Source organism: Jeotgalicoccus marinus DSM 19772 (assembly GCF_000425825.1).
GTDB lineage: Bacteria > Bacillota > Bacilli > Staphylococcales > Salinicoccaceae > Jeotgalicoccus > Jeotgalicoccus marinus.
The window spans coordinates 89,335-103,677 of sequence record NZ_KE384460.1; the positions used below are offsets into that span (position 1 = coordinate 89,335).

The following is a 14,343-nucleotide window of genomic DNA, read 5'->3' on the forward strand; positions in this document are numbered from 1 at the left end:
GAGCTTGTCCAATGAAATTTTTAACTTTTGAGTACAAAGAAAAGAATTATTACGGTGTTAAAGTAAAACGTGAAGATAGTGCATGGATTCTTCCGCTACTATTTGAGGATTTTAGTGATGTTAAAGATTATCCACGTACATTATTGGAAGGAATTACTGAATACCATACATTGGATTTCCAAGAATTAGTGAGAAAATTAGTCGAAAGTGCTGAAGTATCAGAGAATGCTGATCAATATAAAGCACCATTTGATGAAATTAATATATTAGCACCAGTTAAGCCACCAAATAATACAATTAGTTTCGGTCGTAATTTTAAAGAACATGCACAAGAGCTAAATAATGAAGTAGAATTATATGTATTTACTAAAGCGAACTCTAGCCTAGTCGGTGATGAAGCGACAATCTCATCATTTAGCGATATTACTTCAGAGTTAGACTATGAAGGTGAACTTGGTGTTGTGATTGGTAAATCAGGACGTAATATTGATCGCTCTATGGCTTATGACTACGTTTATGGTTATACAATTGTTAATGATATCTCTGCAAGAGACCTTCAAAAATCTCACAAGCAGGCTTTCTTATCTAAAAGTCTAGCAACACCGATGGGTCCATACATTGTTACTAAAGATGAAATTCCTAATGCAATGGATGCTCAAATCGTAACGAAAGTTAACGATGAGATTCGTCAGGATGGTAGTACAGCACTTATGGTTAGAAAAATTGACGACCTAATTAGTGAACTATCTAAATACGTTACTTTAGAACCTGGTGATGTTATTGCTACAGGTACACCAGCCGGTGTAGGGGCAGGAATGGACCCTAAAGGCTTTGTTAAATCTGGTGATACAGTACGTGTTTCTATCGATGGAATTGGAACATTAACGACACACATTGAATAATCATTCATGTTATAATATGCCATGGGTAAATTTTAAATAAGAGGTGGGCGAATTATGCTACATTTACACTTAACGGCCATTGTTATATCTGCTGTTTTGTTCCTTGTTGTCTTCTTCATGTATAAGGCAAACAATTCACCAGACAATAAGCCGGCAAAAATTTTGCACATGGTAGCTAGATTGTTTTATGTTATCGTACTGATTTCAGGTCTAGTCGTTTACATTAGCAACATGGAAGGTATCTCTAATATGGACGGTCATATGCAGTACGGTATTAAAGTACTCCTAGGACTTCTATCTATTGGATTTATGGAAATGGCAATTGTTAGATTGAAGAAAAGTGCGACAGTATGGCCAATGGTTGTTGCTTTAATTCTCATTATTGCAACAGTTATTATGGGAGCGACATTACCACTAGGTATTTTAAGCTTCTAAAACTAAGCTGGGAACCGGTTGGTTTCCAGCTTTTTTAAATATTTTTATGAACAATTCGTGAAAGAAAGAAAATTTGAAGTGAACTTTAGTATACTTAGCACTATAAGATAAAAAGGTAGGATATTATATGAAAAGAATGATTGCACTCTTGTTTACTGCCTTCGCTTTGTTCTTTACGATGGTAAATCCATCGTCTGCTGAAGAGCAAGCTGAAGAAAAAATCTATATGATTCCAGTCGACAGGTTCTTAAACAATGATAAATCAAATGATATCGGTGTTCATGAAGATCCTGATAATGACCAACCATTCGGTGGTGATTTCGTTGGTATAGAAGAACATTTAGAATACATAAAAGATATGGGCTTTAATACAATCATGTTATCTCCTGTTACAGAACGTGCTGAAGATGACTATTTGGGTTATGACGTCACTTCCTATGATAAGATTTCAGAAGCTTATGGTGGGGCGGAAGCATTTCAGGATTTTATAGATTCAGTACATAATCAGGATATGAAAATCGTTGTAGACATGCCAACGACAGCAACTGAGGACTATACAGCACTGGAAAATCTAGAATTCAATGACATTGAAACAGCATATTACGAAGACATCGACCGTGAAATCATTGATCTAAGTGATGCTGATAACCAGAGTCAATATAAAGATATGGTGCAAAACTTCGTTGATACTTATGATGTAGATGGTATTAGTATGTTCTTAAACCAAGATGGATTAAATGGAAATGATTTTCTTCCAGATAATATACCTTCTTATGGCATTTTAACGATAGATGGCATGACAGCTGAAGGTTTCGATCACGTGTCTCATAATGAATTCAGATCAAGCATTGCGAATGCACTTGGTGGTGTTGATATTGAAATACCAGAGTTTCCAACTGACAATGAATTAGTACTTGCAGATCACTGGTTCTCAGAACGTTTTACACATCATGCTGCAAGTCACAATATGTTCCCAGGAACGAGAGTTCAACAGTTAGCAAACTATCTGTATGCTTATCAAGGTGCAAGTGCCATGACTTATGGAACAGAAGTTGCATTTAATGGTGATTCTTACCCGGAAATTCACCCGCAGATGGACCTATGGACAGATAAAGAAGTTGTAGAATATTTAGAGAACATTAGTATGATATATGACAGACATCAAGTAATGGCTGCAGGTGAAACAGAGACCTTACTAAATGAAGCAGGGCAATATATTGTAAGATACAAAACAAACGATGTAGATTTTGTCTTTAATATGAATAATACTTCTGAAACTCAGAGTAACACTTTTGAGCAAACGGCGAGTGAAGATGGTAAAGTCTATAGCGGGATGTTAATAGGTGATATGATTCGCCCGCATGAAGGTGAATTTATTACAGTATTAGATAGAGAAGAAACTGAACTGTATTCAATCATCGAAGAGGCAGGTTTTAACAATGGATATCTTTATGCAAGTATTTTAATCTTCGGCTTATTTGCAATCTTTGTTTGGGTAGCAGCTTCACGCTCTAAGAAACGAAAAAATAGCAAATTTTAAAACGAATAGTAGTTAGACATTGACCTCGGTGACTAACCGAGGTCTTTTCGTATAGAAATGTTTAAAGTTGTATCGAAACGGAAATATTATATAGTGGATATCAGATAAGTTATTTAGTCATCTTTTAGCAAGAAATTATAAGGAGATGAGATTTTGACTATAAATGAAAAAGGATTTGTACTCAATGACAAGACGGTTTGGCCGTATGTTGGTCTAGGTACAATTGATTTAGTAGGAGATAAGGGAACGTTTGAAATTCTTAATGCACTAAATAGTGGTTTCCGTCTTCTCGATACTTCAACAAACTATAACAACGAAGGCATTGTTGGTGAAGCGGTTAGACGTTCTAAATTACACCGTGAAGAAATATTAGTGAGCTCAAAATTACCGGGTTCACACCACGACTACGATAAGGCGTTTATCTTTCTTCAAGAATCGTTGAGACGTGCTGGATTGGAGTACTTTGATAAGTATTTAATTCATTGGCCAAATCCAGATGATGGCAAATACGTTGAAGCATGGAAGGCACTTGTAGATGCCCAAAAACAAGGCTTAATTAGAACCATTGGTGTATCTAACTTTGAACCGGATCACCTAGATGATATTATCAATGCAACGGGTGTGACTCCAGCTACAAATCAGGTGGAACGTCATCCTTATTTCAATAATAAACGCATGGTAGAAGAGAATAAAAAACGAGGCATTCTAACAGAAGCATGGAGTCCATTTGGTAGAGGATATCTAAACGATGTGCTTGAAAATGAAACAATCAAAGAAATTGCAGCTAAATATGATAAGACACCTGCTCAAATTATTATCAATTGGAACTATCAAGCGGGTGTCATGGCCATACCAAAATCAGCTGATCCAGTGCATCAGAAAGAAAATATTGAAGCGACTGATTTTGACTTAAGCCAAGAAGATATAGAAAAAATCGATGCGCTTGATAAAGGGGAGGATGGCCGTGTTGAAGGCCAAGACCCTTATGAATATCATGAGTATGTATAAACACAGTCAAAGAAAAATATAGTAAAAAATATCCATCCACTTAGGATGGATATTTTTATTGAGCTTCATTTGCTTTAGCAATCGCCTTATAACCGACCATATTAATGACGTCTTTTGGACTAGAGAACGGGGGAGCGTATGCTATTTCTATATTAATTAAGTCAAAGACACTTCCACCTAAACGTATATGTGTTGCAAGTACATCAATACGTTTATCGACACCTTCTGTACCGACAATGGCTGCTCTTAAAATCTGATGTGTATCTTTATGGAAGTAGACTCTGATATTAATAGGTTCAGCTGTAGACATGTAGCCTGACTTATTTTTTTGTTTTTGGTCGACAACTAGGTGAGGGAATTTCATGACTTCTTTTTCACTCAGGCCCGTTGATGCAATCGCATAGTCAAAAAATTTCACAATATTTGTCCCTAGTAAACCTTCGTGCCTTATATTCTCATCACCTGCGATTTGATTGGCAATTATATGTGCCAGGCGATGCGCTGGCCAAGCCAGTAATGATTGAACTTTCACATCTGGCACATGCTGGTAAACTGTTTCAATCACATCTCCAAGTGCATAGACATTGTCTAGGTTCGTTCGGCCACTTGAATCGATTGAGATCAGACCTTTATCAGTTAGATTTATGCCTGAACCTTTGAGGAATACTGTATTGGGCTGTGTACCTATACCGCTAATAATCAATGGCGCATGGATTTCTTCACCATTGTTAAGTGTCAAGGTTTCACCTTCGACACTTTTAATTTCAGCGTTAAGTCTGAGATCAATGTGGTGATCTTCCATAGCTTGGTGTATGACATGATTCATGTCAGCTTCAATCTTTTTATAAATTCTTTCATCATGTTGTAACATCGTTACCTTAATGCCACGTTCACTTAGGTTTTCCGTTACTTCGAGTCCGATATAACCTGAACCGACAAGGACGGCTTCTTTAATATTATATTTGTCAATGTAAGCCATGATAGCATCTAGGTCTTGTATCTTATGAAGTGGGAAACTTTGAGGTACATCTTTTAAGGCAGGTAGGACTTTCGGACTGCCACCCGGTGATAAGATTAAGTAGTCATAAATGACCGTCTTATAGTCATTATTATCTTTATCAAGTACGGTTAAAGTGTTGTTATCAGAATCAACTTTTGTGACTTCATGATTAATTAACACTTTGATATCTTTATCTAGAAATTTCTCCGGTGTCATGTTAATGAGGCTTTCCCTAGATTTTACCTCACCGCTAATGTGATAGGGCATTCCACATGCCCCGTAACTTATTTCGTTATTACGCTCATAAATTGTAATATCAGCATTTGGATCAAGTCGTCGGATTTGAGAGGCTACAGTGGCACCACCTGCGACCCCACCGACAACAGCAATTTTTACCATAACTTAGCGCCCGTCTTGAAAGTAGAATAAGGCGACGGTACCAGCGCCAGTATGAGAACTAATTGTCGGTCCGATACTAGAAATCTTAACTTCTGTTATATCTGTATTTTCTAGAATTTGTGCTTTTAATAACTCTGCATTTTCTTTGGCATCAGCATGAGTAATGTGAGCGAGTCCGGTTGCACGTTCATTTTTTACGAGTTCTGTCATACGTCTAAATACCTTTTTAAGTCCACGGTGTTTTTCAACAGGTACTAATTGACCGTTTTCTACGTGTAGAAGGGGTTTAATATTTAATAAGCCACCTAAAAATGCTGACCCTTTCGATAAACGTCCACCCTTGGCTAAGTAATTTAAGTCATCAACTGTAAACAAGTGTCTGATCATAGCGACATCTGTTTCAATATTTTTAATGATTTTATCTTTGTCGTCACCGTTTTTAATATAAGATGCTGCACGTTCGACTAGCATTCCGAGCCCATAGCTTGCAGCAGATGAATCAATCAATGTGATATCAGCTTCAGGATGTTGTTCTAGGATGTTATCACGTGCAATGACTGAACTTTGGAATGCCCCGGAAAGTTCACTTGAAAAGCCAAGGTATATGATTGGTGTACCTTCTTTTACATATGCCTCAAACAACTCAAAATAACTTTCGGGATTTGGTTGACTTGTTAATGGTCTTTTACCTTCCTTGATTGCTGTGATGACTTCATCACTAGTTATCTCGAGTTGGTCTAGGTAGCTTTTGTCGTCGAGTTGAATCTTCAAAGGGAGCACTTCAATGTCTAACTCCTTGGCACGTTCTAAGCTTAAATCTGAGCAACTATCAATAAATAATTTCATAGATAACCCTCCCTATGGTTTAAGACGGAGATCGAAAAATTCATTAAGGAAATGTCCAATACCGTCATTGTTATTGTTATATTCTGTAATATATTTAGACACATTTTTGATATCGTCGATACCATTCTTCATTGCGACACCATGTTCAACATACTGTAGCATTTCAGTGTCGTTGTCTTCATCTCCAAAAGCGATTGTTCTACTTTGTGGAATTCCCAAATACTCTCTGGCGTAATCCACACCAACCGCCTTATTAATACCTTTTTTGATTATTTCTAAGACAGGATAAGGCGCACCCCAGCGACGTTGTTCGATTACTTCAGCAAATAACTCATCTAGAGTCTTACGAATATGAGGCATTTCACTCTCTTCTGCCTGAACAAGAATAGAAGTAACGTCCTCTGTAACTGTATCTTGAAGTTCGCCAACACTTATTTTAGGGTTGCCCATGGTGAAGGCGTCGAATAGGACGCTATCGTGATAGTGGATATAAATATTATCTTTAATTTCAGCGACAATATTTTTAATATTTAATTCAGGAACTTTTTTAGCAATTTCTTTTGTAACTTCCTTATCCAATGTTTCATGCATGATTTGGAAGTCAAAATCTGTAGGATGGTGGACGAAAGCACCGTTAAAGTTTACAACAGGTGTCGTCATTTTTAATTCCTTATAGTAGGGTACACTGGCACGATACGGACGGCCAGTTGAAATCATTAGCTCATGGCCCTGTTGTTTCAACGTTGTCAGCACTTTCTTTGTGTAAGGACTGATATTCTTCTCATCAGTTAAAAGTGTGCCGTCTAAGTCTAAACAAATTAAATGCTTATCCATATAAATCTCCCTTTTGTCAGTATGTAAGAATAATGTTTCTTCTCAATAATAGCATTTATATTTATCGAATGTATAATTTTTGGTATAGTAAGTATTACATATACTAGGTGAGGAGTGATTATGTTGGATAAAGCAATGGAAGAAAGCATGTACGGTGCGCTAGAGAATGTCATTGACCCGGAACTCGGTATAGATATTGTAAACTTAGGCTTAGTTTATGGTGTAAATTTAGATGACGAAGGTACAGCAGGTGTTGAAATGACTTTAACTTCAATGGGTTGCCCAATGGGACCACAAATTATTGGTCAAGTTGAGCACGTACTTTCAGAACTACCTGAGGTAAATGATGTTCAAGTAGCCATCGTCTGGAATCCACCATGGGACAAAGACAAGATGAGTCGTTACGCTAAAATTGCACTTGGTGTAAGCTAATATAAATAATAAGCTATGAGAAGAATTATCTTCTCATAGCTTTTTTGTATTGTGGTGAATTTGGTTGTTAACCGATTGGATCCATTGAATTATTATGCCCAAATAAACTGATATAGGATTGAAAAAGCGCCTAAAGCAAAACAGTAGTAAACGAAGATAATCAAATTACCTTTTTCCATCACATTTTGTAACCATTTAACTGCAAAATATGTTGCGATAAGGGTAATAATAAAGGCAATTAAATATGCTAACCATAGTGTATCCATGTTAGGGTCGTTAACGATATCTCCAACGGATATTAAAGCTGTACCAAGAGATACTGGAATATAAAGAAGAAATGCAAATCTTAATGCGTTTTTCTGGCTAAGACCAACTGCAATGGAACCAACAATTGTTGCACCACTGCGGCTAATTCCAGGTGTTAATGCTATACATTGAGATAGACCAACTATTATAGAATCTTTAATTGTCAGGTCTCCATCCCTCTTATCGCCTCTTTTATTTTTAATAAACCAAAGTGCAATACCTGTTACAAGCAGCATAAGTCCTACGAAGCCAACAGAAATATTATCACCGATCACATCTTTAAGCAGTAGCCCTGCAACACCAACTGGAATCGTCGCGATAATTAGGCAAATCGTATATTTAAAATCAGTAATTGCATCATCGTCTCTCGCGCCTTTAAATAAATATCTAAACAAATTATTGATGATACTAATGATATCATCTCGATAGATGAACAAGATTGCAATAAGGGAAGCCGTATTTAAAAATATTTCAAAAGAAAGACCTTGTGCTTCGATATTGAATAGCTCCCTGGCAATGACTAAATGACCACTAGATGATACGGGAATTGGTTCTGTAATGCCCTGTAATAAACCAAGAAAAGCATATTTGATAATAGTAATGATTTCCATGAGGTGATCCTCCTTAAAATGTACATCATTTAATATAAGACAAATTGTCTTAAATTGCTATCAATTACTTGATTTAATCTTCTTAAAGTGTATAATTAAGTTATGGTCAAATTTGGTCAAACACTTTAATTTATTGATTAGAGGTGGTTTAAATGGATATAAATAAGATGACAGTTAAAGTTCAACAAATCGTTGAACGTGCTCAAGGTCTGACAGTTGATCTTAAACTTCAGGCAATTGTGCTAGAGTCAATACTAAAAGCAATGCTATTGATTGAAGATAGCATGAGTGCTGACATTCTAGAAAGAGCAAACATCAACATTGATAATATAATTAAACGTTATGATGAAAAATTAGCAAAATACAATAAGGTAAGTGGCGATAATATAGAATATGGTGTCTATATGTCGCAAGGTTTTTCGCAGTTATATAATGAAGCAGAAAAACTTATGGTTGATATGAAAGATGATTATATCTCTCAGGAACACATATTTCTAGCAGCGCTAAAAATTGATGATATTTTAAGCAGTGCTGTAGGTAATAAGGATGAAGTTGTTAAAGAAATAGTGAAGAAAATAAGAGGGGGTAACCACGTGACGAGTCAAAATCCTGAAAATCAATATGAAGTATTAGAAAAATATGGGCGTGACCTTGTTGAAGAAGTCAGAAATGGTAAGGTAGATCCGGTCATTGGTCGTGATGAAGAAATCAGAGATACGATTCGAATTTTAAGTCGTAAGAGAAAAAATAATCCAGTACTAATTGGTGAACCTGGTGTGGGTAAAACGGCAATTGTCGAAGGACTTGCCCAAAGAATTGTACGTAAGGATGTTCCAGATAGTCTCTTAGATAAGACAGTTTTTGAACTCGATCTTACTTCACTAGTTGCGGGTGCGAAATTCCGTGGTGAGTTTGAAGAACGATTAAAAGCTGTGCTTAAAGAAATTAAGGAATCTGAAGGAAGAATTATTCTATTTATTGATGAAATCCACATGCTTGTTGGGGCTGGTAAAACTGATGGTGCAATGGATGCAGGCAATATGCTTAAGCCTATGCTTGCACGAGGTGAGCTACACTGTATTGGGGCAACAACAACAAACGAATATCGTGAATATATCGAAAAAGACTCTGCCTTAGAAAGACGTTTCCAAAAGGTTCAAGTACCAGAGCCTGATGTAGAGGATACTATTTCAATTCTGCGCGGTCTAAAAGAGCGCTATGAAGTGCACCACGGTGTAAGAATTACAGACCGTGCCCTTGTTGCAGCTGCAGAACTATCAGACCGTTATATTACAGATCGCTTCTTACCAGATAAGGCAATTGACCTCATGGACCAAGCGAGTGCGACGATACGAACAGAGATGGGATCGAACCCAACTGAACTTGATCAGATTAATCGTAAGGTAATGCAACTTGAAATCGAGGAACAAGCTTTAAAAGGAGAAGATGACCAAGTTTCACAAGCGCGTCTATCCGAACTCCAAAAAGAATTAGCGGATATGAAAGAGAGCCAGTCTACACTTCAAAACAAAGTTGAGAAAGAAAAAGAACAAATTCAAAGAGTGAATGACAAACGAGCTGAAGTTGACAAAGTACGTCAGGAATTAGAAGACGCAGAGAACAATTATGAGCTTGAACGTGCGGCAGAACTTAGACATGGTAAATTACCACAGTTAGAAAAAGCACTCGAAGAATATGAACAAGAAATGCAACAAGAAGAATCATCTGACAATAGAATTATTAGAGAAGTTGTGACCGAAGAGGAAATTGGTTTTATCGTGAGCCAATGGACAGGTATTCCGGTTACAAAACTTGTTGAAACTGAAAAGGAAAAACTCTTGAAATTATCGGACATTCTTCATGAACGTGTCGTCGGTCAAGATGAAGCTGTCGATTTAGTTGCTGACGCAGTAATTAGAGCAAGAGCGGGTATTAAAGATCCGAATCGTCCAATCGGGAGCTTCCTATTTTTAGGACCTACGGGTGTCGGTAAAACTGAACTCGCTAAAGCCTTAGCCTCAACAATGTTTGACTCTGAGAAACATATGATCAGAATCGATATGTCTGAGTACATGGAAAAACATTCTGTTTCAAGATTAATCGGTGCACCTCCAGGCTATGTTGGTCATGAAGAGGGTGGACAATTAACTGAAGCGGTTAGACGTCAGCCTTATTCAGTTATCCTCTTAGATGAAGTAGAAAAAGCGCATGCTGATGTCTTTAATATCTTACTTCAACTTTTAGATGAAGGTCGTCTAACAGATTCAAAGGGGCGTATCATTAACTTTAAAAATACTATCATTATTATGACTTCAAATATCGGCTCCCAACATCTACTAGATACAGTTGTACAAGGTGGGGAGTTAACAGATCAAACAAGAGAGATTGTCATGTCAGAAGTGCATAAATACTTTAAACCTGAAATCATCAACCGTATGGATGATATTGTCATGTTCAGTCCATTAACTGAGAAAGACATGGGTGCCATTGTTGACCGTATGATTAGTGATTTAAATACACGCTTAAGAAATCAACACATGGAAATTGAAGTATCTGATGCAGTAAAAACTTGGGTAGCAAAAAGCTCTTATGAACCACAATTTGGTGCACGTCCAATGAAACGGTTTATCCAAAGAAATATTGAAACACCGCTTGCACGTAAGTTGATTGAAGCGGATATGTCAGAGGGGTTAAGAATAAAAGCTGACATAAAAGATGATGAATTAGTATTTAATATCGAAGAAGAATAATTTTATAAAAAACTGGACCATAGATTTTATAATCAATGGTCCAGTTTTTTACTTATTAATGTTTTGTGTCAGCAATCGCTCGGTCAAGTTCACTGACATACTGTTCATACTGACTGTCAGTCCAACTAAAGGTATCAGATAGAAGCTTTTCAATGCCTTGACGATATTGCATGACTTCTTCAATTGCAAAGTACAACTTACCACTACGACGAATGAGAAAATCTGTCGGTTTAACAACCATTTCATGCAGAATACTGTATATTACTTCTGCGTAGAGGGCTTTTGGTAAGCCGTACTTTTCTTCTGAGTCGTTAGTAATACCTGCGTATTGATATACCGTTTCTGCATTAGAACCGTACTTAAGTGCAAGCATATGACCTTCTTCTAAAGTGAGTCCATAGCTTTGTGCTTTTCGACTAATATTGTCTGCAAAGTTATGATAACCGATTGAGCCACCAACGTCTCCACCTGATATCGGTTCATTTTTAGTAGACACTTTAGCAATGTGCATCTTATAATTTTTCTTCAAATAAAGTGATACTTCATCAACAATTTCTTCAGCCATATGACGATAGCCTGTTAATTTGCCACCAGCAATGGTTATCAAGCCACTATTATTGTGCCAAATCTCATCTTTTCTTGAAATATCTGATGCATTCTTACTTGATGATGATTGTATAAGAGGGCGAATACCTGCCCAAGATGATTCGATGTGATCATGTGTTAGGTTGAGTGAAGGGAACATAAAGTTGATGGCTTCAATTAGATAAGCCTTATCTTTAGCATCAGCAACAGGATTCTTCTTATCATCCGTATAAAAAGTATCCGTTGTACCTACATAGGTTTTACCGGATCTTGGGATGGCAAAGATCATTCTGCCATCATTTTCTGTATCAAAGTAGACTGCTTGTGTGAGCGGGAAATCCTCTTGTTTAAAAACGAGGTGTACCCCCTTGGTGTGCACGAGATGTTTTTTTGAAACAGGTTCATCCTTATCATATGCTCTCACTTCATCAACCCATGGACCAGCAGCATTAACGACAGCTTTGGCAAGTATATTATGTGTGATACCGCTTAATTGATCGGTCGTTTTTAATCCTTTAATTGTTTCTTTTTCATAGATGAAGCCATCTGCTTTAAGGTAATTCACTAAATCTGCACCATACTGAGCTGCTTTTTTCATCACTTCTATAGTAAGTCTTGAGTCATCAGTTTTATATTCAACATAATAGCCACCACCTTGGAGGGCCTTCTTATTAATATTTGGGACACGTTCTAAAACTTCCTTTTTAGAAAGCATATGACGACGCTCATTTTTTTCTACTTTAGCTAAAGAATCATAAACCTTTAGCCCTATGTTAGTTGTAAATTCACCAAAAGTACCACCTTTTCTAAAAGGGAGTAGCATCCATTCCGGCGTGGTAACATGTGGGCCATTTTCATAGACGATTGCTCTTTCTCTACCAGTCTCTTTAACAACACCAATCTGAAGTTGTTTTAAATATCTTAAACCACCATGAATAAGTTTCGTGCTTCGGCTCGATGTACCTTCAGAGAAGTCTTGCATTTCGACTAAGGCAACTTTTAAACCGCGCATTGTTGCATCCAAAGCAATACCAGCACCAGTGATACCACCACCGATGATGAGTAAATCATATTCTGTTTTAGACATGTGCTCAATTTGGTGTGCTCTTGTCAGTGCGTTTAACATTGTTTCCCTCCTACTAGTTATGTTTAGTTGGTTTTGAACATTTGAGTTGCTTTAATGGCAGTTTGCCAACCACTGTACAATTGATTTCTCTTATTTTCTTCCATCTTCGCTTCAAAAACTGATTCAGTTTCACTGAGCTCCCTCAGTTTTTCTTGGGATTCAAAAAATCCTGAGGCAAGACCCGCAAGATAAGCAGCACCTAAGGCAGTGGATTCCACAATTTTTGGACGTTCAACCGTCGTATTTAAAATGTCAGCTTGGAACTGCATTAAGAAATTGTTGGCACTTGCACCGCCGTCCACTCTTAAACGATCAATTTTAGTTGCCCCATCAACTTGCATCGCATCAAGGACATCTTTAGTTTGATATGCAACAGCCTCTAGGGTTGCTCGGCTAATATGTGCCTTGGTCGAGCCTCTACTTAAACCAAATATCGCACCTCTTGCCTCTGCGTCCCAGTACGGTGCACCGAGTCCAGTGAATGATGGAACAACGTAGACACCATCAGAAGAGTCAAGTGTCATTGCATAATCTTCACTCTCTTTAGAGTCATGAAAAAATTCTAAACTATCTCTTAGCCATTGAATTGCACTACCTGCAACAAAGATTGAACCTTCAAGGGCATAGGTGATTTTACCATCGACACCAGCTGCAATAGTTGTAAGTAAACCATTGTCACTCGTTGTCGGTTCCTCACCTGTATTTAATAAAAGGAAACATCCAGTGCCATAGGTATTTTTCGCTTCACCTTTATCAAAACAAGTTTGACCGAATAGGGCGGCTTGTTGGTCACCGGCAATACCAGCGATTGGCACCTCATGACCAAAGAAATGAGATTTCGTTGTATGACCATAAATTTCACTAGAAGACTTTACTTCTGGTAACATTGATTTCGGTACATTAAGTATCGATAAAAGTTCATCATCCCATTGTAGATTATATATGTTGTACAAGAGTGTCCGGCTTGCATTGGTGTAATCTGTTACGTGAATATTTCCCTCAGTAAATTTCCAAATTAGCCAACTATCAATCGTCCCAAATAATAAATCTCCGTTTTCAGCTTTTTCCCTTGCACCCTCGACATTGTCGAGAATCCATTTTATCTTCGTACCAGAAAAATAAGGGTCTATTAATAGACCAGTTTTTTCTTTAATTAACTTCTCGTAACCATCGCGCTTTAAGGTGTTACAAATATCCGTTGTTTGTCTTGATTGCCAAACGATCGCATTATATATCGGTAAACCCGTGTGTTTATCCCATACGACAGTTGTTTCTCTTTGGTTAGTAATTCCAATTGAGTCAATCTCATCTGCACCTACATTGTGTTCAATGAGTACACTGCTGATTACGCTTAGGACTGAACTCCAGATTTCATTTGCATTATGTTCGACCCAACCAGAGTGAGGGAAAATCTGTTTGAACTCCCTTTGACTTGTGGCGATGATTTGCCCTTGTTGATTGATGAGGACCGCTCTTGTACTCGTCGTACCCTGATCGATTGACATCACATATTTATTCATAGGTTTCCTCCTAATACAAAAAATACTTTTAATATGTGTATACCCAGAA

At 37.3% G+C, this 14,343-nt stretch carries 12 protein-coding genes; 6 read left to right on the forward strand and 6 right to left on the reverse strand.

What is annotated here, in order from left to right; translation table 11 throughout:
• Nucleotides 1–11 precede the first annotated feature (11 nt).
• The 4 genes from H624_RS0109600 (at nt 12) to H624_RS0109615 (ending at nt 3,885) form a co-directional block, all read left to right on the forward strand.
• A complete protein-coding gene (locus H624_RS0109600) occupies nt 12–902 on the forward strand; it encodes a fumarylacetoacetate hydrolase family protein (RefSeq protein ID WP_026867391.1) in 891 nt (296 codons plus the stop codon).
• Nucleotides 903–956: 54 nt separating this feature from the next.
• On the forward strand, nt 957–1,337 hold the full coding sequence (locus H624_RS0109605; protein ID WP_026867392.1) for a DUF1516 family protein: 381 nt from the start codon (nt 957–959) through the stop codon (nt 1,335–1,337).
• Nucleotides 1,338–1,464: 127 nt separating this feature from the next.
• Nucleotides 1,465–2,877 (forward strand): alpha-amylase family glycosyl hydrolase, encoded by a 1,413-nt coding sequence (locus H624_RS0109610; RefSeq protein WP_026867393.1) that lies wholly within the window; start codon nt 1,465–1,467, stop codon nt 2,875–2,877.
• Between the two features lie 153 nt (nt 2,878–3,030).
• The gene (locus H624_RS0109615; protein WP_026867394.1) at nt 3,031–3,885 is read left to right on the forward strand and encodes an aldo/keto reductase; all 855 of its coding nucleotides are present in this window, start codon (nt 3,031–3,033) and stop codon (nt 3,883–3,885) included.
• 55 nt (nt 3,886–3,940) lie between these two features.
• Here H624_RS0109615 and H624_RS0109620 read toward each other — a convergent pair whose 3' ends face one another.
• Genes H624_RS0109620 through H624_RS0109630 form a run of 3 tightly spaced genes read right to left on the reverse strand, consistent with a single transcriptional unit; the run spans nt 3,941 to nt 6,964 of the window.
• Entirely contained in the window at nt 3,941–5,284 is a 1,344-nt protein-coding gene (locus H624_RS0109620) for a CoA-disulfide reductase (protein ID WP_026867395.1), read from the reverse strand.
• A gap of 3 nt (nt 5,285–5,287) precedes the next feature.
• Nucleotides 5,288–6,130 carry a DegV family protein gene (locus tag H624_RS0109625; protein WP_026867396.1) on the reverse strand — a complete coding sequence of 281 codons (843 nt, stop codon included), beginning with the start codon at nt 6,128–6,130 and terminating at the stop codon, nt 5,288–5,290.
• A gap of 12 nt (nt 6,131–6,142) precedes the next feature.
• A complete protein-coding gene (locus H624_RS0109630) occupies nt 6,143–6,964 on the reverse strand; it encodes a Cof-type HAD-IIB family hydrolase (protein ID WP_026867397.1) in 822 nt (273 codons plus the stop codon).
• 135 nt (nt 6,965–7,099) lie between these two features.
• Here H624_RS0109630 and H624_RS0109635 point away from each other — a divergent pair, with 135 nt between their 5' ends.
• Nucleotides 7,100–7,396, forward strand: coding sequence for a metal-sulfur cluster assembly factor (locus H624_RS0109635; RefSeq protein ID WP_370545418.1), 297 nt, complete (start codon nt 7,100–7,102; stop codon nt 7,394–7,396).
• Nucleotides 7,397–7,488: 92 nt separating this feature from the next.
• Here H624_RS0109635 and H624_RS0109640 read toward each other — a convergent pair whose 3' ends face one another.
• Nucleotides 7,489–8,313: an undecaprenyl-diphosphate phosphatase gene (locus H624_RS0109640; protein ID WP_026867399.1), complete on the reverse strand. Its 825-nt coding sequence runs from the start codon at nt 8,311–8,313 to the stop codon at nt 7,489–7,491.
• Between the two features lie 152 nt (nt 8,314–8,465).
• Here H624_RS0109640 and clpB point away from each other — a divergent pair, with 152 nt between their 5' ends.
• Nucleotides 8,466–11,063, forward strand: a complete 2,598-nt coding sequence (gene clpB / locus H624_RS0109645; RefSeq protein WP_026867400.1) for an ATP-dependent chaperone ClpB — start codon at nt 8,466–8,468, stop codon at nt 11,061–11,063.
• A 55-nt stretch (nt 11,064–11,118) separates the two neighbouring features.
• Here clpB and H624_RS0109650 read toward each other — a convergent pair whose 3' ends face one another.
• Both H624_RS0109650 and glpK read right to left on the reverse strand, forming a co-directional pair.
• Nucleotides 11,119–12,774, reverse strand: coding sequence for a glycerol-3-phosphate dehydrogenase/oxidase (locus H624_RS0109650; protein WP_035857224.1), 1,656 nt, complete (start codon nt 12,772–12,774; stop codon nt 11,119–11,121).
• Nucleotides 12,775–12,797: 23 nt separating this feature from the next.
• Nucleotides 12,798–14,294 carry a glycerol kinase GlpK gene (glpK, locus tag H624_RS0109655; RefSeq protein WP_026867402.1) on the reverse strand — a complete coding sequence of 499 codons (1,497 nt, stop codon included), beginning with the start codon at nt 14,292–14,294 and terminating at the stop codon, nt 12,798–12,800.
• Nucleotides 14,295–14,343: the final 49 nt, after the last annotated feature.